Annotated in this window: 23 protein-coding genes; 15 read left to right on the forward strand and 8 right to left on the reverse strand. The window is 71.3% G+C overall.

Annotated features, from left to right (window positions below; translation table 11 throughout):
• Positions 1-2: 2 nt before the first annotated feature.
• The gene (locus tag O1G22_RS32795) at positions 3-746 is read left to right on the forward strand and encodes a nucleotidyltransferase domain-containing protein (RefSeq protein ID WP_270084617.1); all 744 of its coding nucleotides are present in this window, start codon (positions 3-5) and stop codon (positions 744-746) included.
• Here the strand turns inward: O1G22_RS32795 and O1G22_RS32800 are convergent.
• A complete protein-coding gene (locus O1G22_RS32800; protein ID WP_270084618.1) occupies positions 672-1,415 on the reverse strand; it encodes a nucleotidyltransferase domain-containing protein in 744 nt (247 codons plus the stop codon). The two genes, O1G22_RS32795 and O1G22_RS32800, sit on opposite strands and share 75 nt — an antisense overlap.
• A gap of 21 nt (positions 1,416-1,436) precedes the next feature.
• Positions 1,437-1,898: a Rieske (2Fe-2S) protein gene (locus O1G22_RS32805; protein WP_270084619.1), complete on the reverse strand. Its 462-nt coding sequence runs from the start codon at positions 1,896-1,898 to the stop codon at positions 1,437-1,439.
• Positions 1,899-2,043: 145 nt separating this feature from the next.
• On the opposite strand from O1G22_RS32805, the gene aroH reads away from it, so the two are divergent.
• The 5 genes from aroH (at position 2,044) to der (ending at position 6,516) form a co-directional block, all read left to right on the forward strand.
• The gene (aroH, locus tag O1G22_RS32810) at positions 2,044-2,406 is read left to right on the forward strand and encodes a chorismate mutase (protein WP_225098408.1); all 363 of its coding nucleotides are present in this window, start codon (positions 2,044-2,046) and stop codon (positions 2,404-2,406) included.
• Positions 2,403-3,488, forward strand: a complete 1,086-nt coding sequence (locus O1G22_RS32815; protein ID WP_270084620.1) for a prephenate dehydrogenase — start codon at positions 2,403-2,405, stop codon at positions 3,486-3,488. Before aroH ends, O1G22_RS32815 begins: the two co-directional genes overlap by 4 nt.
• A gap of 116 nt (positions 3,489-3,604) precedes the next feature.
• Entirely contained in the window at positions 3,605-4,300 is a 696-nt protein-coding gene (gene cmk, locus O1G22_RS32820; protein ID WP_270084621.1) for a (d)CMP kinase, read from the forward strand.
• A 62-nt stretch (positions 4,301-4,362) separates the two neighbouring features.
• Positions 4,363-4,950, forward strand: a complete 588-nt coding sequence (locus O1G22_RS32825) for a lysophospholipid acyltransferase family protein (RefSeq protein WP_270086614.1) — start codon at positions 4,363-4,365, stop codon at positions 4,948-4,950.
• A gap of 81 nt (positions 4,951-5,031) precedes the next feature.
• The gene (der, locus tag O1G22_RS32830) at positions 5,032-6,516 is read left to right on the forward strand and encodes a ribosome biogenesis GTPase Der (protein WP_270084622.1); all 1,485 of its coding nucleotides are present in this window, start codon (positions 5,032-5,034) and stop codon (positions 6,514-6,516) included.
• 76 nt (positions 6,517-6,592) lie between these two features.
• Here der and O1G22_RS32835 read toward each other — a convergent pair whose 3' ends face one another.
• Both O1G22_RS32835 and O1G22_RS32840 read right to left on the reverse strand, forming a co-directional pair.
• Positions 6,593-7,003: a hypothetical protein gene (locus O1G22_RS32835; protein WP_270084623.1), complete on the reverse strand. Its 411-nt coding sequence runs from the start codon at positions 7,001-7,003 to the stop codon at positions 6,593-6,595.
• A 68-nt stretch (positions 7,004-7,071) separates the two neighbouring features.
• Entirely contained in the window at positions 7,072-7,866 is a 795-nt protein-coding gene (locus O1G22_RS32840; protein ID WP_270084624.1) for a hypothetical protein, read from the reverse strand.
• A 540-nt stretch (positions 7,867-8,406) separates the two neighbouring features.
• Between O1G22_RS32840 and O1G22_RS32845 the strand changes: the two genes are divergently transcribed.
• Both O1G22_RS32845 and O1G22_RS32850 read left to right on the forward strand, forming a co-directional pair.
• Positions 8,407-9,099, forward strand: a complete 693-nt coding sequence (locus O1G22_RS32845) for a LysM peptidoglycan-binding domain-containing protein (protein WP_270084625.1) — start codon at positions 8,407-8,409, stop codon at positions 9,097-9,099.
• Between the two features lie 349 nt (positions 9,100-9,448).
• The gene (locus O1G22_RS32850) at positions 9,449-9,664 is read left to right on the forward strand and encodes an I78 family peptidase inhibitor (protein WP_225098401.1); all 216 of its coding nucleotides are present in this window, start codon (positions 9,449-9,451) and stop codon (positions 9,662-9,664) included.
• 111 nt (positions 9,665-9,775) lie between these two features.
• Here the strand turns inward: O1G22_RS32850 and O1G22_RS32855 are convergent, their stop codons facing one another.
• Together O1G22_RS32855 and O1G22_RS32860 are read right to left on the reverse strand one after the other, a co-directional pair.
• Positions 9,776-10,807 (reverse strand): phosphatase PAP2 family protein, encoded by a 1,032-nt coding sequence (locus tag O1G22_RS32855; protein ID WP_225098400.1) that lies wholly within the window; start codon positions 10,805-10,807, stop codon positions 9,776-9,778.
• A 237-nt stretch (positions 10,808-11,044) separates the two neighbouring features.
• Entirely contained in the window at positions 11,045-12,208 is a 1,164-nt protein-coding gene (locus O1G22_RS32860) for a glycosyltransferase family 39 protein (RefSeq protein WP_270084626.1), read from the reverse strand.
• A 260-nt stretch (positions 12,209-12,468) separates the two neighbouring features.
• Between O1G22_RS32860 and O1G22_RS32865 the strand changes: the two genes are divergently transcribed.
• Both O1G22_RS32865 and O1G22_RS32870 read left to right on the forward strand, forming a co-directional pair.
• Positions 12,469-14,139 carry an MFS transporter gene (locus tag O1G22_RS32865; RefSeq protein WP_270084627.1) on the forward strand — a complete coding sequence of 557 codons (1,671 nt, stop codon included), beginning with the start codon at positions 12,469-12,471 and terminating at the stop codon, positions 14,137-14,139.
• An 87-nt stretch (positions 14,140-14,226) separates the two neighbouring features.
• Positions 14,227-15,417: an acyl-CoA dehydrogenase family protein gene (locus O1G22_RS32870; RefSeq protein ID WP_270084628.1), complete on the forward strand. Its 1,191-nt coding sequence runs from the start codon at positions 14,227-14,229 to the stop codon at positions 15,415-15,417.
• A 35-nt stretch (positions 15,418-15,452) separates the two neighbouring features.
• Here O1G22_RS32870 and O1G22_RS32875 read toward each other — a convergent pair whose 3' ends face one another.
• Complete coding sequence (locus tag O1G22_RS32875; protein ID WP_270084629.1) at positions 15,453-15,890, reverse strand: cell division protein SepF; 438 nt, start codon at positions 15,888-15,890, stop codon at positions 15,453-15,455.
• A 268-nt stretch (positions 15,891-16,158) separates the two neighbouring features.
• Between O1G22_RS32875 and O1G22_RS32880 the strand changes: the two genes are divergently transcribed.
• Positions 16,159-17,334 (forward strand): DUF5685 family protein, encoded by a 1,176-nt coding sequence (locus O1G22_RS32880; protein WP_270084630.1) that lies wholly within the window; start codon positions 16,159-16,161, stop codon positions 17,332-17,334.
• A gap of 33 nt (positions 17,335-17,367) precedes the next feature.
• Here the strand turns inward: O1G22_RS32880 and O1G22_RS32885 are convergent, their stop codons facing one another.
• On the reverse strand, positions 17,368-18,273 hold the full coding sequence (locus O1G22_RS32885) for an ABC transporter substrate-binding protein (protein WP_225098394.1): 906 nt from the start codon (positions 18,271-18,273) through the stop codon (positions 17,368-17,370).
• Positions 18,274-18,699: 426 nt separating this feature from the next.
• Here O1G22_RS32885 and O1G22_RS32890 point away from each other — a divergent pair, with 426 nt between their 5' ends.
• From O1G22_RS32890 to O1G22_RS32905, 4 genes are read left to right on the forward strand one after another with little or no spacing between them, the layout of a single operon-like run.
• Positions 18,700-19,557 carry an amino acid ABC transporter permease gene (locus O1G22_RS32890; RefSeq protein ID WP_270084631.1) on the forward strand — a complete coding sequence of 286 codons (858 nt, stop codon included), beginning with the start codon at positions 18,700-18,702 and terminating at the stop codon, positions 19,555-19,557.
• On the forward strand, positions 19,554-21,314 hold the full coding sequence (locus O1G22_RS32895) for an FAD/NAD(P)-binding protein (RefSeq protein ID WP_270084632.1): 1,761 nt from the start codon (positions 19,554-19,556) through the stop codon (positions 21,312-21,314). The genes O1G22_RS32890 and O1G22_RS32895 overlap by 4 nt, the downstream gene beginning before the upstream one ends.
• Positions 21,311-22,072: an amino acid ABC transporter ATP-binding protein gene (locus tag O1G22_RS32900; RefSeq protein ID WP_270084633.1), complete on the forward strand. Its 762-nt coding sequence runs from the start codon at positions 21,311-21,313 to the stop codon at positions 22,070-22,072. Before O1G22_RS32895 ends, O1G22_RS32900 begins: the two co-directional genes overlap by 4 nt.
• Before the next feature lie 7 nt (positions 22,073-22,079).
• Positions 22,080-22,916, forward strand: a complete 837-nt coding sequence (locus O1G22_RS32905; RefSeq protein ID WP_270084634.1) for an LLM class flavin-dependent oxidoreductase — start codon at positions 22,080-22,082, stop codon at positions 22,914-22,916.
• Positions 22,917-22,940 lie beyond the last annotated feature (24 nt).

Consider the following 22,940-nt stretch of genomic DNA (forward strand, 5'->3'; position numbering starts at 1 on the left):
CCATGATCGAAGACCTCGACCTCGCGCCCGTGGTCGCCGAACAGCCCGACCCGCTGCTGTTCGCGACCGTCTCCGGAGCCCACCTCTACGGCTTCCCCTCGCAGGACTCCGACGTGGACCTTCGCGGCGTCCATCTGCTCCCCGCCGCCGCCCTCGTCGGCCTGCGCGAGCCGGAGGAGACCCGCTCGCGGGCCTGGGTGCGGTTCGGTGTCGAGCTGGACCTCGTCACCCACGACCTGCGCAAGTTCGTACGGCTGATGCTCCGGCGCAACGGCTATGTGCTGGAGCAGCTGCTGTCGCCCCTGGTCGTGCACACCGGCGACACGCACCGGGAGCTGGCCGCGCTGGCGCCCGGTGTCCTTACCGGCCACCACGCCCACCACTACCGCGGGTTCGCGGTGACCCAGTGGCGGCTGTTCGAGAAGACCGGCGAACTCAAGCCGCTGCTCTACACGTTCCGGGTGCTGCTCACCGGCATCCACCTCATGCGCAGCGCCGAGGTCCAGGCCCATCTGCCCACGCTGCTGGACGAGATCGACGCCCCCGGCTATCTGCCCGAGCTGATAGCCGCCAAGGCGGAGCGGGAGCACGGCACCGCCGAGGTCGCCCACGCGCGCGTGGAGGCCGATGTGGAGCGGCTGCACGCCTTGCTCGACGAGGCCCAGGCCGCCTCAGCCCTCCCCGACGCGCCCACCGCGTACGACGCCCTGCACGACTTCGTGGTCCGTGTGCGGCTGCACGGCTGAGTCCCGGCGCACCCGGAACAGAAAACCCGCCACGCGCGCGTGGTCCGGCTCCGCCGGCAGCGGGGTGCGGTGCAGGGCCTGCTCCGCCTGTGCCGCCAGCCGGGCCATGCGGGACTCGATCTCCGCCCAGGCGACCTCGCCCCGCTTCACCGCCAGCAGCCACTCGCGCCGGTCGCCGACGTCGATCCGTAGCTCGCCGGTGCGCAGCAGATCGCGGGCGGTCATCAGCAGGCGCAGCAGATGCATGGCGTGCTTCCAGCGCGGGGCGCCGGTCCTGCGTACGTCGGCGTCCAGCTTGCGGCGCTGGCCGACGGCGTAGCCGGTGAAGGTGTCGTAGACCTTCCGGGAGAGGAAGGCGTCGCGCAGGGACAGCAGCTCCCGGCCGGTGTCGTCCATGTGCTCCACCAGCGGCGAGTGCAGGCATTCCAGGATGTTCGGATTGCCGCGCAGCGCCAGCTCGCAGAACCGCTCCAGCTCCCAGGAGAACTCCTCCTCGCCCGGCCCCTCCACATGCGCCGGCGGCTTCTCGAACCGCCAGAACAGGGGAGTGGGGGCGAGGAACACGCCCCGCCGGTCGGTGTCGCTCGCGTCCGTGGCCAGGCCGAACGCCCGGGACCCCATGACACAGGCGTAGATCGTGTGGTCGCGCACCAGGGCTTCGGGCTCCATGCCCGGAGCGTACGCGGACCCTCACGCGAGTTTGATCGAATTTCCCTGCACCTTGATCGCCTTCCCGGGCAGTGGCCGTTTCGCCGGGCCGTGCGCCACCGTGCCGTCGGCGATGTGGAACTTGCTGCCGTGACACGGGCAGTCGATCGTGCCGTCCGCGACCCTGTTCACCGTGCAGCCCAGGTGGGTGCAGATCGCCGAGAAGGCCTTGAAGTTGCCCTTGGAGGGCTGCGTGACGACGACCTTCTGATCCTTGAAGACCTTGCCGCCGCCCTCCGGGATGTCGCTCGTCTTGCCCAGGTCCTTTCCGGTGCCGGCGGTCTTGACGCCGCTTCCGCTCACCGTGTTTCCACTCTCTGCGCTGCTGGGGCTCTTGACGCTGCCGCCGCTCTTGTTGCCGCTCCCGCACGCCGTCACGGGTACGGCGAGTGCCACCGCCGCGCCCGTCACCAGAACCGCCCGCCGCTTCACGTCCTCGGCCATGCCAGCCTCCGTACAGATGTCTCAATCGGTCGATACCGGACTTTTGGCATCGTCTCAGCGATCGGGCGCCGTGCGCCCGGCCCGCACGGGCTGACTACGCTGGACGGACCAACGACAGATCCGGATGTCAGCAAGGAGCAGCACCGTGGCGGTACGAGCGGTCCGTGGGGCCGTCCAACTGGAGCGGGACGAGGCCGGGCACATGGACGAGCAGGTCGGAACCCTGCTCACCGCCGTCCTGGAGCGCAACGGACTGACCGCCGACGACCTCATCAGCATCTGGTTCACGGCCACCCCCGACCTGCACAGCGACTTCCCGGCCGCCGCCGCCCGCAAGCTCGGCATCGTGGACGTCCCGCTGATCTGCGCCCAGGAACTCGACATCGAGGGCGCCATGCCCCGGGTCGTACGGATCCTCGCCCACATCGAGTCCGACAGGCCCCGCGCCGACATCAACCACGTCTACCTCGGCGCCGCGGCCGCCCTGCGCAAGGACATCGCCCAGTGAGAACCGCACTCGTCATCGGCACCGGCCTCATCGGCACCTCCGCCGCCCTGGCCCTCGTCCAGCGCGGCGTCACCGTCCACCTCGCCGACCACGACCCCCAGCAGGCCCGTACGGCGGCCGCGCTGGGCGCCGGCACCGACGAGGCCCCCGACGGACCGGTCGACCTCGCGCTCGTGGCCGCCCCGCCCGCGCTCGTGGCCGGCGTGCTCGCCGACGCCATGCGCCGGGGCGTGGCCCGCGGCTACCTGGACGTGGCCAGCGTCAAGGGCGGCCCGCGCCGCGAGCTGGAGGCGCTCGGCCTGGACCTGTCGGCGTACCTCGGCACCCACCCCATGTCCGGCCGGGAGAAGTCCGGCCCGCTGGCCGCGACCGGTGACCTCTTCGAGGGCCGTCCCTGGGTGCTGACCCCGACCCGGGACACCGACACCGAGGTGCTGAACCTCGCTCTGGAGCTGGTCTCGCACTGCCGGGCCGTACCGGTCGTCATGGACGCCGACGCCCACGACCGCGCCGTGGCCCTCGTCTCCCACATGCCTCACCTGGTGTCCAGCATGGTCGCCGCGCGCCTGGAACACGCCGAGGAGGCCGCCGTACGGCTGTGCGGGCAGGGCATCCGGGACGTGACCCGGATCGCCGCCTCCGACCCGCGCATGTGGATCGACATCCTGTCCGCGAACCCCGGTCCGGTCGCCGACCTGCTCTCCGACGTCGCCGCCGACCTGGACGAGACCGTACGGGCCCTGCGCGCCCTGCAGTCCGCCGACGAGACCGAGCGGCACAAGGGCACCGCCGGCATCGAGGACATGCTGCGCCGCGGCAACGCGGGCCAGGTGCGGGTACCCGGCAAGCACGGCAGCGCCCCGCGCGTGTACGAGACCGTCGTCGTCCTCATCGACGACCAGCCCGGCCAGCTGGCCCGCATCTTCGCCGACGCGGGACGGGCCGGGGTCAACATCGAGGACGTCCGCATCGAGCACGCCACCGGGCAGCAGGCCGGTCTGGTCCAGCTCTCCGTCGAGCCGAAGGCGGCGGCGGTGCTGAAGGAGGCGCTGCGGGAGCGGGGCTGGGCGCTGCGGCAGTAGGGGCACCCTGCGCCGAACGGCGGTCGTCCGTTCGGGTCACCCGCACCCAGTAACCTTGTGCAGGGCGCTCTCGCTCCCCGCACCCCGCCCACACCGCACCAGGAAGGTGTCCCTCCGTGGAAAACGGCGCCGCCCCGACCGCCAAGCCCGTGATCGTCGCGATCGACGGCCCCTCCGGTACGGGCAAGTCGAGCACGTCGAAGGCCGTGGCCGCGCAGCTCGGCCTGAGCTACCTGGACACCGGCGCCCAGTACCGGGCGATCACCTGGTGGATGGTGACCAACGGCATCGACCTGGAGGACCCGACCGCCGTCGCCGCCGTCGCGGGCAAGCCGGAGATCGTCTCCGGCACCGACCCCGACAAGCCGACCATCACGGTCGACGGCGTGGACGTGGCCGGCCCGATCCGCACCCAGGAGGTCACCTCCAAGGTCAGCGCGGTCAGCGCGGTGCCCGAGGTGCGCGCGCTGATCACCGAGCTGCAGCGCTCGATCGCCGCCGGCGCGGAGCACGGCATCGTGGTCGAGGGCCGGGACATCGGTACGACCGTCCTGCCGGACGCCGACGTGAAGATCTTCCTCACCGCCTCCCCGGAGGCCCGCGCGGCCCGCCGCAACGGCGAGCTGAAGGGCGCCGACATCAACGCCACCCGCGAGGCCCTGATCAAGCGGGACACGGCCGACTCCTCCCGCACGACCTCGCCGCTCGCCAAGGCGGACGACGCGGTCGAGGTGGACACCACCGAGCTCACCCTCGCCCAGGTCATCGAGTGCGTCGTCACCCTGGTCGAGGAGAAGCGGGCGGGGAAGTGACCCAGCCGTCCGTGCCCTCCGCGAAGGGCGCCGAGGTCGGGCGGCGCATCGGCGTCGGCCTGATGTACGGCCTGTGGCAGCCGAGGGTGCTCGGCGCCTGGAAGGTGCCGGCCACCGGCCCGGCGATCTTCGCGGTGAACCACTCCCACAACATCGACGGCCCGATGGTCATGGGCGTGGCACCCCGGCCGACGCACTTCCTGATCAAGCAGGAGGCGTTCGTCGGCCCGCTGGGCTCCTTCCTGACCGGCATCGGCCAGCTGAAGGTGGACCGCGCCTCCGCCGACCGCACCGCCATCAGCCAGGCCCTCGGCGTCCTTGAGGCCGGCGGCGTGCTGGGCATCTTCCCGGAGGGCACCCGCGGCGAGGGCGACTTCGCCGCGCTGCGGGCCGGGCTCGCCTACTTCGCCGTACGCAGCGGGGCGCCGATCGTGCCCGTCGCGGTGCTGGGAAGCGCGGAGCAGCCCGGACGGTTGATAAAGGCGCTGCCCCCGCTGCGCTCCCGTGTCGACGTCGTCTTCGGCGACCCGTTCGACGCGGGCGACGGCACGGGGCGGCGTACGCGCAAGGCGCTGGACGAGGCGACCGAGCGCATCCAGAAGCAGCTCACCAGCCACCTGGAAAACGCCAGGCGCCTGACCGGGCGCTAGGCGACACTTGAGTAGTGGATCAGCCGGTACGAACCGGGACGGTCCACCGATCACCACGATGAACGACGAGGTACGGACTACATGAACGACGACATCCAGCCCGGCGACTCGGCTGAGCACGAGTACGACCACGGGGCTCTCGGCGACGCCGAGTACGCGGAGTTCATGGAGCTCGCCGCGGAAGAGGGCTTCGACATCGAGGACGTCGAGGGCGCCATCGAAGCGGCAGGTCACGGCCCGCTGCCCGTGCTCGCCGTCGTCGGCCGCCCCAATGTCGGCAAGTCGACCCTGGTGAACCGGATCATCGGCCGCCGCGAGGCGGTCGTCGAGGACAAGCCGGGCGTCACCCGCGACCGCGTGACCTACGAGGCCGAGTGGGCGGGCCGCCGCTTCAAGGTCGTCGACACCGGCGGCTGGGAGCAGGACGTCCTCGGCATCGACGCCTCCGTCGCCGCCCAGGCCGAGTACGCGATCGAGGCGGCCGACGCGGTCGTCTTCGTCGTGGACGCCAAGGTCGGCGCGACCGACACCGACGAGGCGGTCGTCCGGCTGCTGCGCAAGGCCGGCAAGCCCGTCGTGCTGTGCGCCAACAAGGTCGACGGCCCGAGCGGCGAGGCCGACGCGGCGTACCTGTGGAACCTGGGCCTCGGCGAGCCGCACCCCGTCTCCGCCCTGCACGGCCGCGGCACCGGCGACATGCTGGACGCCGTCCTGGAGGCGCTGCCCGAGGCACCCGAGCAGACCTTCGGCGCCGGCGCCATCGGCGGCCCCCGCCGTATCGCGCTCATCGGCCGCCCCAACGTCGGCAAGTCCTCCCTGCTGAACAAGGTGGCCGGCGAGGAGCGCGTCGTCGTCAACGAGCTGGCGGGCACCACCCGCGACCCGGTCGACGAGATGATCGAACTCGGCGGCAAGACCTGGAAGTTCGTGGACACCGCCGGCATCCGCAAGCGCGTCCACCTCCAGCAGGGCGCCGACTACTACGCCTCCCTGCGCACCGCGGCGGCCGTGGAGAAGGCCGAGGTCGCGGTCGTCCTCATCGACGCCGCCGACAGCATCTCGGTGCAGGACCAGCGGATCGTCACGATGGCCGTCGAGGCGGGCCGCGCCCTGGTCCTCGCCTACAACAAGTGGGACACCCTCGACGAGGAGCGCCGCTACTACCTGGAGCGGGAGATCGAGACCGAGCTCGGCCAGGTCGCCTGGGCGCCCCGGGTGAACGTCTCGGCGCGCACCGGCCGCCACATGGAGAAGCTGGTCCCGGCGATCGAGACCGCCCTGGCCGGCTGGGAGACGCGCGTCCCCACCGGCCGCCTCAACGCCTTCCTCGGCGAGCTGGTCTCGGCCCACCCGCACCCGGTCCGCGGTGGCAAGCAGCCGCGCATCCTGTTCGGCACCCAGGCCGGCACCAAGCCCCCGCGCTTCGTCCTCTTCGCCTCCGGCTTCATCGAGGCGGGCTACCGCCGCTTCATCGAGCGCCGGCTGCGCGAGGAGTTCGGCTTCGAGGGCACCCCGATCCACATCTCGGTGCGGGTGCGCGAGAAGCGCGGCGCGAAGAAGAAGTAGTACCGCGAAGAAGTAGTACCGCTACGACGCACAGGGCGGCCCCCGACCGAAAGGTCGGGGGCCGCCCTGTCGCATTTCACACGCCCCGGCGTGGCCCCGGCGGCAGTGCTGCCGGGGCCACGTAGTGCATCCCGGTCTCCTGCGGCTGCGGCCGGCCGACCGTGCCGACCCGCTGCCACTGCGACTGCGACTGCTGCCGCGCGCTGTAGGCCCCGGCGCTGTAGGCGCTGTACGAGCTGCTGAACGACCCCGAGCGAGGGCCCCCGTAGGAGCCCGCACCCGGCAGATTCCCGAAGGCGCTGAACCTCAGCTCCTCCTCACCGCTGCGGTCACCCGGCAGCGTACGGAAGGTCCTGACCCACTCCGCGTAGAGCGTGTCGTAGATCGGCGTGGCCGACAGCCCACCCGACGGCTCATGAGCGGCCCTGGCGGACGGCACGGAGGCGAAGGCGGACCGGCGTGGAGGGGGAGTGTCGTATGCGTGCACGTATGTCCCAACGACGGCGCCTTTGAAGGGATGCGGTCACTGCAACCGCTTTTGGGGGCGCGGGGCTGTCACGTACCCGCAAGAGGCAGTGCCGCAGCCACCAGCTTCCCGGCCGCCGCGGCCTTGTCGAGAGACTCCCGCAGCAGATCCTCCCTCGGCTGCCGCCCGATCGACCCCACAGGTGCCGCGAACATCAGCACCTGCTGGTGCTTGTTGGCGGCGGCCCGCCAGCTGTCGGTCACCTGCAGCGGCTGATGCGCCTGCCACCAGGCCACGGGCTGCCCGCCGTTCGCCGAAGGCTGGAGCACCGCGTGCAGCTGGCCCACGGCGAGCAGCACCGACCAGCCGTGCAGCACCGGCGGCACGGACGTCAGCTCGGTCATCGGCGTGTACCCCTGCTCGATGAGCAGCGGAAGGAAGTCGTCACCGGGCCCGCTGGTGCCCGGGCGCACGATCGGCGTGGTCGGCTCGACGACGAGCGCGGGGTGCAACTCGCCCTCGATCAGGACGAGTCCGCTGGTCACGCCGAGCACCGCCTGCTCGGGCACGGACTTCTGCGGCTCGCCGGCGGCTGCGGCCTCGCCGGTGACACCGCCGATGGACCGCACGGCACCCTGCAACTGCTCCTCGGTGACCTGGACGACCTGCGAGGGCAGGCAACTGGCGTGGGCGAAGGCGAGGACGGCGGTCTCGTCGCCGACGAACAGAACGGTGCTGGTGCGCTCCTGCTCGGAGTCGCCCGGGGTGCGGCAGGAGGTGCAGTCGTAACTGCCCGGGGCGTTCTCTCCGGCGAGCAGCCGGTCGGCTTCTTCGTCGCCGATCTCGGCGCGTACGGCGTCACTCACGTCGAGCATGCGCGGCACGGTGGCTCCCTCGGGATGCGGTGCTGGGTCGGCAGGGTGGCTCCCGGCCGATGAGTCCCGGGGTGTCCGGGCTCATGAAGAAGACAACGGACGTCCTGTGGTGGGAGTCACGCCCCGACGCGGACCGGTTCGCACCAACCGCCGCACACGGTCACCGGTCGTGCGGAATCGGCCACTCACCGTCAACTCCCCGTCCGGTCAAGGAGCTTGAACGGGTGAAGAGAATCACAGATTACTTCGGGGACTGGTCGACAAATCAGGAAATCAGCGGATGTAGTGGGTGGCCGAAAATCACCGCTACCTGCGGTAACCGCCAACTGGCCTGGATGGACGGGGAGTTGGTTGATTCCGGGGGGTCACTCTCCCTAGATTCCTCCGCCGTGTGCAGCGAGCACCGCTCGGGTACGTCCACCGCCCGGCACCGGCAGCAGATGTGCCGGCACCGGTCCACGGCGGACGGGGCGGGCGCGAGGAACCGCGTTCATGCGCGGCGAGGCGTGCCTCGCCTGGGGGATCCCGGGTTCGTGGAGAGGGAATTACATGTCCGAGTGTGCCGATACCACCCGTAGCACCGCTCGTCAGGACGGCGCCCGCAAGGGCCGTACGACGGCCGCGCTCGCCGGAGCCGCGCTGCTCGCCCCGCTGGGGCTGCTGGCCGCGACCGGCAACGCCGCCGCGGCGGACAACGGGGTGTGGGACCGCATCGCCCAGTGCGAGAGCGGCGGCAACTGGCACATCAACACCGGCAACGGCTACTACGGCGGACTCCAGTTCTCCGCCTCGACCTGGCGCGCGTACGGTGGCACCGCCTACGCCCCGACGGCCGACCAGGCCTCCAGGAGCGCGCAGATCGCCGTCGCCACCAAGGTCCAGCAGGCCCAGGGCTGGGGCGCCTGGCCCGTCTGTTCGGGCCGCGCCGGAGCCTATGGCGCGGCTCCGGCGGCCGACCACACCGGTTCCTCCGGTGCGGCGTCCGCCACAGCCGACTCGAAGGGCGTGACGACGAAGTCCGCCCCGGCCGAGAGGTCCGCCCCGGCGAAGACGCCGGAACGCGCGGAGAATCACCAGGGCCGCGGCGCCTCGCGCGGTGACTACACCGTCCGCGAGGGCGACACCCTGAGCGCCATCGCCGAACGGCACGGCACCATCTGGCAGCGGATCTACGCCGCCAACAAGAAGGTCATCGGCGACGACCCGAACCTGATCGTGCCCGGCCAGCGCCTGGCACTCTGAGCGCCGAGCACCCGCAGGACAGCCGCCGCCCGCCGAGGGCGGCGGCTGTCCGCGTCGGTGCTGTTGTGCTGAATCCGTGAAAATTCCTATGCGCTGTCAGCTGTCGTGACATCGCGCCGGATTGCTGGGGGAATCCTGTCCCGGAAGCGCCTCGATCCCTGCCACGGCGGCTTTCCGCCGGGTATTTCGAAGCGGCTGCGCGAGGGTAGTGAATTCCGTTCGATTGCGCTGACAAGCCCGGCGGAAACCCTCGTACGTGTGAACCGTTTCGCCGGAAACACCGGCCGGGAAGCTGTGACAGAAGTGTGACCCGGTGCGTAAGTTCCTCTTACCTTGCTAGCTTGGTGGCATGGCATCGATCCCCACTCCGCCGGCGGAGCCCCAGGACAGTCCGGACGGTTACGTCGGCCTCGACGCCGCCGACGCCGAGCGGCTCGCTCGGCAGCGGGGCTGGTCGACGGTACGGTCGCTGCCGCCGGGCGCGATCATCACCATGGAGTACCGGGTGGGACGGCTGAACTTCGAGGTGCGCGACGGCCGGGTGGCCCGCGCCTGGAAGGGCTGAACGCCCCACCGACGGCACACAGGGCGAAGGCCCCGCTCCTGAACGGGAGACGGGGCCTTCGTCGCGCTGCGGGGCGGTTGTGCGTACCGGGGCCCGCTGTCGTCGGGGGTGTCAGCCGCCCGTCAGGGGGCGGGCCGGCTGGGAGGTGCCGCGTGGGACGCGGTGGTCGGTGTGCGGCGGGCGGCGGCTGCCCACCGGGGTGACCGGGCTGCGCTCCGAGCGGGTCGTGTGCGGCCCGGGAGCCAGGTGCGCCAGCCCCCGCGAGGCCCGCGTCGAGGCGACCGGCTCGCGCTCCGGGGACGGCTGCCCGGCCGGCGCGGCGCTGCGCGGCTTGAGCACCACCGGGGTGACCGGGACGACCGGTTCGGCCACGGGCCGGCCGCGGCGGGCCCGCCAGCGGTCGCGCAGGTCGAACAGCCAGTCCTCGGTCCGGGCGATCAGCGGCTCGCACCACGGCAGCGCGAGCAGGATCAGCAGACCCGCGGCCCAGCCCAGCAGCACGTCGCTCAGCCAGTGCGTACCGAGGTAGACGGTGGTGAGGCCGACGCCGAGCGCGGTGATCGCCGACAGCGCCGACAGCCAGCGGCGCGCCCGCGGAGTGGAGGCCAGATACGCCAGGATTCCCCAGGTCACCACCGCGTTGGCGGTGTGGCCGCTGGGGAATATATCGCCGCCCAGGCCCATTTCGTTCGAGCCGATCACGGTCGCGTAGTGCGGACCGAGGCGCCCCATCCCGTACTTGGCGGCGCCGACCGTGATGTTCAGCAGCAGCAGCGAGGCGGCCAGGGTCAGCAGTGGGCGGAGCGTGTGCTGCCGCCAGGAGCGCCAGCCGAGCCAGGCCGCGACCATCACGGCGGTGGGGCCGCGCTGGCCGAGCACCACGTAGTAGTCGAGGAAGGCGTGGATCTGCGGCCACTGCTGGTACGGCCGGAAGAACATGACCTGCCAGTCGAGCCGGACCAGCCAGGACGTGATCACGACGGCCCACACGATCGCCAGGTAGAAAGCCAGGGTCGCCGTGAACAGAACGACCCGGTGCCGGCTCATCCTCGGGACATCGATGTGGGCCGGTCGTTCCGGCTCACGGTCGAGTCTGGCGAACACCCGGTCCAGCCGACGGGTGAGGTTTCGTTCGGTACGCACCCAATCGACGTTACAGCGAGTGAGCTGTGCACCCCGTCGAAACAGCGGCTTTGTGATGACGATGTGATGTGGCAAAGCTCTCAAGGATCGCTCGAATTCCGGGGATTCCGCAATCTCGTGACCTTGCCGCCATCAATTCCTTTGATCATGCCGGGTGTTGTTTATATAGCGCTTATGAATGCGTTAACCCGGTACTGACGCGGAATTCTCCACGGCGTCACCGGCCGGAGAAGTTGATCATGGTGGACCGGAGCCGTTCAGCCAGAACGCCCCGTAGACCGCCGCGACGACCGCCAGAACCACCGTGACCAGCACGGACTTCGGCGTGCGCAACCGGGCCAGGGCGCGGGCGAGCGGCAGCAGCACCGGGAAGGCGGGCAGCAGCAGCCGGGGCTTGGAGCCGAAGTAACTCGACGCGCACAGGGCGAGTGCGAGGACGACACCCGTGTACACCAGCAGCGCGACCGGCTGACGCTGCCGGATGCCGGTGAGGTGGAGCCACAGCAGCAGGGCGACCCCGACGATCAGGCCGGCGCCGGCGAGCGCGGACGGAAATGACGTGAACTTGTCGGCCACGAAACGCGCGAAGGCATAGCCGCCGTCGAACCCGTTGCGCCAGCCGGCCTGGACGTCCAGATAGCCGAGCGGACCCTTGCCGGTGCGGTGCCCGACCCAGAGGACGTAACCGGCGGCTCCGAGCGGAGCGAGCAGCATGCCGAGGACGCGGCGCCCGGCCGGCGTCCGCGCGCCGGGCGTGCGGCGGTCCCGTACGAAGGAGAGCACGCCCGTGACCCACACCGCAGCGACCACCGCCGCCCCCACCGGCCGGGTCAGCCCGGCCAGCGCCGCGAGCACTCCGGCGCTCACCCACCGCCCGGTCAGCAGCGCGTACAGCGCCCAGGCCGCGAGCGCCGTGAACAGCGACTCGCTGTACGCCATCGACTGCACGATCCCCACGGGCAACACGGCCCACAGCAGTACCGCGCAGAGCCCGGCCCGGGGGCCGTACACCCGGTCCGCGACCGCGAAGATCCCCGCCGCCGCGGCCAGTGACGCGAGCAGGCTGACCGTGAACCCCGCGTCCGCGTACGACAGCGGCGTGACCGCGTGCAGCAGTCGCTCCAGCCAGGGCAGCAGCGGGAAGAACGCCAGGTTGGAGTGGACGTCGCCGTTCGGCAGCCGTACCTCGTAGCCGTACCCCAGCTCGGCGACCCGGGTGTACCAGAGGGCGTCCCAGCGCGCGGTCAGCAAGGTGTACGCGCTCGTGCCGCGCGCGGCGCTCCACACCGCCAGCACCACCAGCCCCAGGGCGCGCACCGCCGCATAGCCCAGCAGGGCCGGGGCCGCCCGGCGCAGCAGAGGGGCGCGGAGCTCGGCCGCGCGCAGGTCAAGAACGGTCACGGGCTCGATTATCGAACGGCCGGTGAACCGGAATCGTCCCCGGGGCGTGGTCAAGGGGAGATGAAGTGGCGTACGCCACACGGGTTCCGTCGAGCGTGTGAGAGGTCCGCCACGTGTGCGCGCGGCGGACTCGCGTACGCTGGCGAGTCACCCGCGTGGGTTCGAGCGGGCCGGAGACACCGCTCCTCTCCGGCCGTACGACAGGGAAGTCCCCGCCCCGTCGTCCGCCGCACGCGAGGGATCAGCTGGGAGGTACGCACATGTCCGGGACGACCACGGCCGCCATGCGGCCGCGCCACCGGGCGGCGGCCGGGGCCGGCGCCAACCGCTGGGTCGTCCTCGTCGTCCTCTGCGTCAGCCTGCTGCTCGTCGCTCTCGACGCGACCGTGCTGCATGTGGCGGTCCCCGCCGTCACCGAGGACCTCAGGCCCGGCGCCATAGAACTGCTCTGGATCGTCGACGTCTATCCACTGGTCTGCGCCTCGCTGCTGATCCTCTTCGGCACGCTCGGCGACCGGATCGGCCGCAGACGCGTCCTGCTGCTCGGCTACGGCCTCTTCGGCGTCGCCTCCGCCGTGGCCGCCTTCGCGCCGACCGCCGAGACACTCATCCTGGCCCGCGCGCTGCTCGGCGTCGGCGGCGCCATGATCATGCCGGCCACGCTGTCGATCCTCCGCCAGGTCTTCCCCGACCGGCGCGAGCGCGCGCTCGCCATCGGCATCTGGAGCGCGGTCGCGGCCGTCGGCGCGGCGGTCGGCCCGCTGCTCGGCGGCTTTCTGCTGGAGCACTTCTGGTGGGGCGCGGTCTTCCTCGTCAACATCCCGCTGATGCTGGTCAGTCTGCCGGTCGGCCGGATCCTGCTGCCCGAGTCCCGGGGCGAGCGCACCGGTCCCTGGGACGTGTCCGGCGCCCTGATGGCGGCCGGCGGTCTGTTCGGTGTCGTCCTCGGGGTGAAGCGGCTGGGTGGCGGAGAGGCACCGGCGAGCCCCTTCACCGTGCTGCCGCTGCTGATCGGCGCGGCCCTCCTCTTCTTCTTCGTACGGCGTCAGCGGCGGCTGCCGCATCCGCTGGTGGACCTGCGGATGTTCCGCCGGCCCGCGTTCAGCACCTCGGTGGGCTGCATCGTGCTGGCGATGCTCGCGCTGGTCGGCCTGGAGCTGATCGCCGCGCAGTATCTGCAGCTGGTGCTCGGCCTGTCGCCGCTGCGGACGGGCCTCAGGCTGCTGCCGCTGACCGTCGCGGCGATGGCGGCGGGCCTCGCGGGCGCACGGATGCTGCGCCGCTTCGGGCCGCGCCGGATGGTGTGCGCCGGCTTCCTGCTGACCGCCGCCGCGGTGCTGACGCTCACCGCGATGGGCGGCGGCGACAACGCCCCGCTGCTGCTGTCCGGTTTCGTGCTGCTCGGCTTCGGCCTGGAGACCACGCTCTTCGGGGCGTACGAGTCGATGCTCAGCGAGGCCCCGGCGGACCAGGCCGGCGGCGCGGCCGCGATCGGCGAGACGTCGTACCAGCTCGGCGCCGGCATCGGCATCGCGCTGCTCGGCAGCGTGATGAACGCGGCCTACGCCCCCGGGCTGCGGTCGGTGCCGGGCGTCCCGCGGCACGCCTCGCGCGCGGCCGGGCACTCGATCGGCGAGGCCTACGACGTCGCCGGGCGGCTCGGCGGCGACACCGGGGCCGCGCTGCGCCTGGCCGCACGGGACTCCTTCGTGCACGGGCTGCATGTGACGCTGCTGGTCAGCGCCGGGCTGTTGCTGCTGGGGTCGGTGATCGCGCTGCGGCTGCCGCGGATCATGCAGTGCGGGGAGCCCGCGGCGCCGGTGGAGCTGCCCGCGCCGAGGGAAGAGGTGCCCCGGGGAGAGGCGTCGAGGGAAGAAGTGCCGAGGGAAGAGATGCCCAGGGAAGAGGTGCAGTCCCGCGTCTCGGCCTGACGTACTGGACGTGCGGGACACGGCACCGTAACGTCGGCCGCAAAAAGTGACTAGCAGTGCTAGTTTTCTTGTGCCGGAGGGTGTCTCATGTCCGCGTCCTCGAAGTTGCCCCCCTTCGATCCCGCCGACCCGCTCGGGATCGACGACCTGCTGGAACCGGAAGACCTGGCCGTGCGGGACACCGTGCGGGCCTGGGCGGCGGACCGTGTGCTGCCGCACATCACCGAGTGGTACGAGGCGGGGGAGCTGCCCGGCATCCGTGAGCTGGCGAGGGAACTCGGCGGGATCGGCGCCCTCGGCATGTCCCTGACCGGCTACGGCTGCGCCGGCGCGACGGCCGTGCAGTACGGCCTGGCCTGTCTGGAGCTGGAGGCCGCCGACTCCGGCATCCGCTCCCTGGTCTCCGTGCAGGGCTCGCTCGCCATGTACGCGATCCACCGGTTCGGCAGCGAGGAGCAGAAGCTCCAGTGGCTGCCCCGCATGGCGTCCGGCGAGGTCATCGGCTGCTTCGGACTGACCGAGCCCGACCACGGCTCCGACCCCGCCGCCATGCGTACCCGCGCCAAGCGCGATGGCGCCGACTGGATCCTCAACGGCCGCAAGATGTGGATCACCAACGGCTCGGTCGCCGGGGTGGCCGTCGTGTGGGCGCAGACCGAGGACGGCATCCGCGGCTTCGTCGTCCCCACCGACACCCCCGGCTTCTCGGCGCCGGAGATCAAGCACAAGTGGTCGCTGCGCGCCTCGGTCACCAGTGAACTCGTCCTGGACGACGTACGGCTGCCTGCAAACGCCGTACTCCCGGAGGTCACCGGACTGCGCGGCCCGCTCAGCTGTCTGTCCCATGCCCGCTACGGCATCGTCTGGGGCGCGATGGGCGCGGCGCGCAGTTCCTTCGAGGCGGCCCTGGACTACGCGAAGTCGCGGGAGCAGTTCGGGCGGCCCATCGGCGGCTTCCAGCTCACCCAGGCCAAACTCGCCGACATGGCGGTCGAACTGCACAAGGGAATCCTGCTCGCCCACCATCTCGGGCGGCGGATGGACGCCGGCCGCCTGCGCCCCGAGCAGGTCAGCTTCGGCAAGCTCAACAACGTCCGCGAGGCCATCGAGATCTGCCGTACGGCGCGGACGATCCTCGGTGCCAACGGGATCTCCCTCGAATACCCCGTGATGCGGCACGCGACCAACCTGGAATCGGTGCTCACCTACGAGGGCACCGTCGAGATGCACCAGCTCGTGCTGGGCAAGGCGCTCACCGGGCTCGACGCCTTCCGGTGAGCCCCCAGGGGGCAGGGCCGGCGTGCGGCCCTGCCTCAGCTCTGGTTGAAGAAGCCGTCCTCGCGGCGCGCGGCCGGCTCACCGCTGACGATCTCGGTGTTGGCCGGCGTCAGCAGGAAGACCCGGGTCGCCACCCGCTCGATCGTGCCGCGCAGACCGAAGGTCAGCCCCGCCGCGAAGTCCACCACGCGCTTGGCGTCGGCGGGCTCCATCGCCGTGAGGTTCATGATGACCGGGACACCGTCCCGGAACAGCTCGCCGATGGCGCGGGCGTCCCGGAAGCTGTCCGGGGTGACCGTGCCGATCCGGCGGCCCTTCTCCTCGGCCGTGTCCGTGGCCACCTGCACCCGGGGATCCGTGACCCAGGCGTCTCGCGACTCCGGGGCCTCGGAGTACTCGTCGTCGTAGTAACGCTCGTCATCGTTGTCGTCGACGAGGCCGAGCCACGCACTCGCCTTGCGTACCGATCCCATGGACGCCTCCTCTCACAGCGGTCTTTCGTGCTTTCAGCACCCCTATGGTCATCCATGATGCGGACGGCGCGCCAAGTGGATAGACGCCGCGCGGGGGGTTTGTGACGGTACTGGTGCACAGCCGATCCGTCGAGAGCCCTTGTGTCCCAAGGGTCCTGACTCATATGGCTGCTGACTGAGAGTGAAATATGATCGTCGACGGCGGACGGGTGATCGTCACTGCGTACGGGTGAACTGCCAACGTCGTACCACATCACGGGGGATCGAAGTGTTCGGAATCGTCAGGCCCTGCTCTCATCGGCTCGGTGAACGTCTCAAAGCCGAGTGGATGGCGCACTTGTGCGGGCTGTGCCTCGCACTGCGCCGCGACCACGGACAGCTCGCGCGTATCGTGACGAACTACGACGGGCTGCTCATATCGGTTCTGACGGAGGCTCAGGCCGGACCGGCCCCGGGTGCCCGGCGTAGGGCGGGGCCGTGCGCGCTGCGCGGGATGCGCACGGCGTCGGTCGCCCAGGGCGAGGGCGCGCGGCTCGCCGCCGCCGTCTCGCTGGTGCTCGCCGCGGCGAAGGTCCGCGACCATGTCGCCGACCAGGACGGGCTGCTGGCCCGCCGGCCCGTGGCCGCCGCGGCCCGCCGGGTCGCCGCGGGCTGGGGCCGGGCCGGTGCCCGCGGTGGGGCGGCGGTCGGCTTCGACACCGGTGTCCTCGTCGAGGCCGTCGACCGGCAGCTCGGCCTGGAGAGCCTCGCCGGGTACGGCACGCCGATCCTGACGGTCACCGAGCCGACCGAGACCGCGACGGCCGCCGCCTTCGCCCACACCGCGGTGCTGGCCGGACGGCCGGGCAACGCACGCCCCCTGACGGAGGCCGGCCGCCTCTTCGGCCGGCTCGCCCACCTGCTGGACGCCGTGGAGGACCAGGAAGCCGACGCCGTGTCGGGCGCCTGGAACCCCCTCACCGCCACGGGCACGTCCCGCGCCGAGGCCCGCCGGCTCGCCGACGACGCCCTGCACGGCATCCGGCTCGCCCTGCGGGACGCCGAGTTCACCGACCGCACCCTGGCGCATCTGCTGCTCGTGCACGAGTTGGAGCGCTCCGTGGACCGGGCGTTCGGCACGAAGGCGTGCGGCCACGGGCCGGAGGCCTCCTTCGGGCCGCCCCAGGGCCCCTACGCGCCGGGAGCCCCGGGGCACCCGTACGGCGACCCCTTCGGCGGGCAGCCGCCGCGCCCGGACAAGCGGGGCTTCTGGGCCGGCTGTGCGGCCGCCCTCGGCCTGTGCTGCACGTGCAAGGTGTGCTGCGCCGACGAGTTCGAGGGGCCCTGGTCGCGCAAGAGGCGCGAGGGCTGCTGCGCCAACTGCGACTGTGACTGCGACTCGTCGTGCTGCGAGGTCTGCCAGTGCTGCGAGTGCTGTGAATGCTGCTCGGGCTGCGACTGCTGACGGTGACCGCCTCGCCCGGCTCTTCGGCGTCGCTCAGTTCTTCAGCTCGGGCGGGCTGATCTGGGACTTCTTGATCGCCGAGCCCGTCGTGCCCCACTTCTTCAGGATCTTGTCGTACGTGCCGTCGGCGATGAGCCTGTTGACCGCCGCCTGGAAGGCCGGGGCCAGCTTGGTGCCCTTCTTGAAGGCGAAGCCCACGTCCAGGCGGTGGTACTCGCCCAGGAACTTCAGGCCGGGCTGGTGGGCCACGGCGTAGCGCAGGCCGTTGATCGTGGACATCACGACATCGCTGCGGCCCTGCTGCACCGAGGACCAGATCGCGCTCGACTCGCCGTACGTCTGCACCTGGTACGCCTTCTTGCCCGCGTCGGTGCACAGGTGCTTGTTCTTCTCCAGCGTGGCCTCGAAGGTCGTGCCGGCGCCGGTCGCGACGTTCAGGCCGCACAGCTGCGTCAGATCGGTGACCTTGGCCAGCTTGCTGTCCTTGCGGACGGCGAAGCCCTGGCCGTCGTTGATGTAGGTGACGAAGTCGATGATCTTGCGGCGCTCGTCCGTGACGCCGAAGTTGCTCGCGCCGAAGTCGTACTTTCCGCTGTCCAGGGCGGGCAGGATCGCCTCGAAACTCGCCTGCTCGACCGTCAGTTTGATGCCGAGCACCTTGGCGACCGCCTTGGTGAAGTCGACGTCCTGGCCGGTCACCGTCGTGCCGTCGGAGAGATAGGTGGTGCCGGGCGGGGTGCCGCCGACGCTGATCGCGACGGTGAGGTGCGTCGTGCCGGCGGGCAGCAGCCCGGCCGCCGCGTCGTCCTTCTTCTCGGCGGAGACGACATCGGTGGTGGGCACCTCGTCGGATTTCGCCGCCACTCCGGAGGCGTCCGTACCGCCCGAGCCGCCGGAGCCGGAGCCGCAGGCGGTGAGGAACAAGGTGGCCGTCGTCATCGTGACAAAAGGTAGCAAAAGACGCGAACGCATCGGTAGCGGTCTCCTGTGAGCAGAAGGTGCGAAGGCGCGAGGGGAGGGGTGCGCGTGTGAAGGCGTGGCCGAGCAGCGAGAAAAGAGCGGGAGAACGCGAGGACGCCTGCTCGGGGCAGGCGTGCGCAGGGGGTCAGCTCAACAGGAACAGGACCACACACGACCGAAGTCGATGTGGGAGCGGGTGACCAGCCACTGCTGTGGATGCATAGGCCAAGTGGAACAGGCATCCGGTTCTGCGTCAACTGACTTGAGACGTACGGCTCACAGTTCGGACAGCCTTGACAGTGCACCGAAACGCCCGCGTACTCTCGGTGGACGGCCCTGCTGAGGGGCTCGGCCGTGTGAAGGCATCACCCCGTTCTGACGATCACCACGTCAGGGAGCCTTCGCATGTCTTCCGAAACTCTCGCCAAAGTCCCCTCCGCGCCGGAGATACCCGGGTCCGCGGACGCCCCCCGCATCGTCCCGCGACGCCGGTACGGACAGTGGGCCGCCGCCGTCGCCGTCCTCGCCCTGCTCGGCCTCGCGGTGAACTCCGTCGCGCGCAACCAGGCGTTCCAGTGGGACGTCGTCGCCTCCTCCTTCACCTCGGCCGCCATCCTGCACGGGCTGTGGCTCACGCTGTGGCTGACCGCCGTGGTGATGGTCCTCGGCTTCGCCCTCGGCACCCTGCTCGCCGCCTTCCGGCTCTCCGCCAACCCCGTGCTGCGCGCGGTCAGCTGGGGGTACGTCTGGCTCTTCCGGTCGATCCCGATCCTGGTGCAGCTGCTGCTGTGGTTCAACATCGGCGCCCTGTACCCGCAGGTGTTCGGCGTGAAGACCGTCGACCTGCTCACCCCGGCCGCCGTCGCCATCGTCGGACTCACCCTGCACGAGGCCGCCTTCGCCGCCGAGGTCGTCCGGGCCGGCATCCTCTCCGTGGAGCGCGGGCAGATCGAGGCCGCCCAGGCGCTCGGTCTGAGCCGGTGGCGGCGCTGGCGCCGAATCGTGCTGCCGCAGGCGATGCGCGCCATCGTGCCGCCTGCAGGCAACATGCTGATCGGCACCCTGAAAGGCACCTCGATCGTCAGCGTCATTGCCGTCAACGACCTGCTGTTCTCCGCCCAGTTGATCTACCACCGCACCTACCAGGTCATCCCGCTGCTGATGGTCGCGACCCTCTGGTACGCCGTCGTCACCTCGCTCCTCGGCATCGGCCAGTACTACGTGGAGAAGCACTACGCGCGCGGCACGGAGAGCGCCCGATGAGGCCGCAGCTGGTGATCGTGGGAGCCGGGCCGCGGGGGACCGGACTGCTCGAACGCATCGCCGCCAACGCACCCGAGCTGTACGGCGATTCAGGTCTCGACATCCATCTCGTCGACCCCCATCCGCCGGGCGGCGGACGGATCTGGCGGCAGGCGCAGTCACCGCTGCTGTGGATGAACTCGCACGCCGAGGACGTCACCATGTTCACCGACGACACCGTGACCATGGACGGCCCGGTGCGTGCGGGGCCCACGCTGCACGAGTGGGCCGGGCTGGCCGGCAGCACCTTCGCCGACCGGCAGCTTCAGGGGCGGTATCTGCGGTGGGTGTACGAGCGGGCGCTGGCGGAGCTGCCCGAGGGCGTCACCGTTCACCATCACGCCCGGCGTGCGCTGCGGGTCAGCGGACCGCGGGAGGGGCGCCAGCAGGTGTGGCTGGAGGGGCGGCCCCGGCCTCTCCTCGCCGACCTGGTGGTCCTCGCCCTGGGCCATCTCGACGCCGAACTCGATGAGGAACAAGGTGAGTTGGCCGCGTATGCCCGCGCGCACAAGCTGACGCACCTGCCGCCCGACTTCACCGCCGACACCGACCTGACCCCGCTGCGGCCCGGCGAACCCGTGCTCGTGCGCGGCTTCGGGCTGGCCTTCGTCGACCTGATGGTGCTCCTCACCGAGGGGCGCGGCGGACGGTACGAGGGGGACACCTACGTTCCCTCGGGACGGGAGCCGGTGCTGTACGTCGGCTCGCGGCGCGGGGTGCCGTACCACTCGAAGATCGGCTACGACTGGACCGGCGACCGGCCCCCGCTGCCCCGCTTCTTCGGGCCCGCCGAGGTCGAGCGGCTGCTGGCCCGGCCGGACGGCTTCGACTTCCGGCGCGATGTGTGGCCGCTGGTGGAGAAGGAGCTGGGCTTCGCCCACTACCACCGGCTGTTCACCGCCCACCCCGGGCGTGCGGCGATGGCCTGGGCCGACTTCGAGGAGAAGTACGCGGCGGCGGCCGGGCACGACGAGCTCCGGGCGCTGGTCGCCGCCGCCGTACCGGACCCGGCCGACCGGCTCGACCTCACCGCGCTCGACCATCCGCTGGAGGGGGCGCGGTACGCGTCGCACGAGGCGTTCCAGGAGGGGCTGCGCGCGTATGTCGAGGGCGACCTGAAGCGCCGTCATGATCCTTCGCACAGCGCGGATCTGGGCGTCTTTCTCGGGCTGCTCTCCGTCTACGGGCAGATCGTGCGGCTCGGGAACGTCGGGTCCTGGTGGCACGGGTTCTTCAGCTATCTGGCGTCCGGGCCGCCCGGACCCCGGCTGCGGCAGATGCTCGCGCTGTCCCGGGCCGGGCTGCTCCGCTTCGTCGGCGCCGGCATGACCGTGCGCGCCGAGGACGGGGTGTTCCGGGCCACCAGTCCCACCGTGCCGGGATTCTCCGTCGAGGCCCGGGCCCTGGTCGAGGCGCGGCTGCCCGAGCCCACCGTCGGGCGGGCCCGCGACAGCCTGCTGCGCGACCTGCACGCCGACGGTGCCGCCGAGACCCCCGAGGGACTGCTCCGGGTCGACCCCGAGGACGGTCGGGTTCTCGACGCCGCCGGGCGCCCGCATCCCCGGCGCTTCGCGCTCGGGCCGTATACGAATGCCCGTACGCCCGGCGCCTTCACCCGGCCGCGCACCGGCGGGCCCGCGTTCCGGCAGAACGACGCCACCGCCCGTGCGGTGCTGGGCTTTCTGAGCGCCTCACTCGAAAAGGAACTCACACGATGACCGTCATGGTCGACATCCGCTCCGTGCACAAGAGCTTCGGCTCGCTCGACGTCCTCAAAGGCATCGACCTGACGGTGCGCGCCGGTGAGGTCACCGTCGTGCTCGGCCCCTCCGGCTCCGGCAAGTCCACGCTGCTGCGCACCATCAACCACCTGGAGAAGGTCGACCGGGGCGAGATCAGTGTCGACGGTTCGCTGATGGGGTACCGGCGCGCCGGGGACAAGCTGTACGAGCTGCCCGAGCGCGAGGTGCTCCGCCAGCGCACCCGGATCGGGTTCGTCTTCCAGAACTTCAACCTCTTCCCGCATCTCACGGTGCTGGACAACGTCGTCGAGGCGCCGGTGTCCGCGTTGAGACGGCCCCGGAAGGAGACGGTGGAACAGGCACGCCGGCTGCTGGAGCGGGTGGGGCTCGGGGAGAAGGCCGACGCCTACCCGCGGCAGCTGTCCGGCGGGCAGCAGCAGCGGGTGGCCATCGCGCGGGCGCTCGCGCTGGAGCCGAAGCTGCTGCTGTTCGACGAACCGACCTCGGCGCTCGATCCCGAACTCGTCGGTGAAGTCCTCGACGTCATAAGGGACTTGGCCGCTCGGGGCACGACGATGATCGTCGTCACGCACGAGATCGCGTTCGCCCGGGAGGTCGCCGACACGGTGGTGTTCATGGCCGACGGCAGGATCGTCGAGCAGGGGACACCGGGTGACGTGCTGGACCGGCCGCGGCACGAGCGGACGCAGGCCTTTCTGGCGAAGGTTCTGTGAGGTGGGGATGAGCCGGCGGTATCGGCGGGGGCTGCTGCATCTCGCCGCCGGCATCGATCAGGCGGGGGGCTGCGATGCCGATGTCTGTATCGAGCTGGCGCTGCTCGCCGAGCGGGGCGGGCTGGACTTCGTGACGCTGGACGATTCGCTCGACCGGGCCGGTCCCGGAGCCCTGGAGGTGTTGTGCAAGGTGGCGCCCGCCACGCGGCGGATCGGCCTGGTCCCGGCCGTCGGCGAGGCCCACGTCACGTCCTTACCGGCGCGGGCCGGTGTGGCGGCGCTGGACTCGGTCAGTGGCGGGCGGGCCGGGTGGCGGATCGACGCGTCCGGGGAGGCGGGGGACGCCTGGGATTCGCCGCAGGGGCAGCCCGTTCGTGTGGTCGATGCCACCGAGGGGCATGGCCGGATCCTCGCCGCCCGGTGCGCCGACGTGGCTCTGGTGCGTGCCGCCGGGCCGGGGGAGGCCGCCGCCGTACGCGAGGAACTGCGGGCGCTGGCCGCCGAGTCGGGGCGCGATCCGGACGCCTTGCGGGTCCTGGTGAGTCTGCTGATCGACCTCGGCGACGGGGAGTACGCGGCCGAGCCCGGATACGGCGGGGGAGGGCCGCGGCCCACCGCGCGGGGTCCGCTGTACCGGGGCGGCCCGGTCGACCTGGCGGAGCTGGTCGCCGGGTGGTACGCCGACGGGGTCACCGACGGTTTTCATCTCGTTCCCGTCGAGCCCCGGCGCGATCTGGAGCGGGTCGTCAACGGCACGGTGGCGTTGCTTCAGCATCGCGGGTTGTTCCGTACGTTCTATCCGGGCAGCACCCTGCGTGATCATCTGGGGCTGGCTCGGCTGTGAGCGCTGTGTTCGAGGGATACGTGG

The organism is Streptomyces camelliae (genome assembly GCF_027625935.1).
GTDB classification, from domain to species: Bacteria; Actinomycetota; Actinomycetes; order Streptomycetales; family Streptomycetaceae; genus Streptomyces; species Streptomyces camelliae.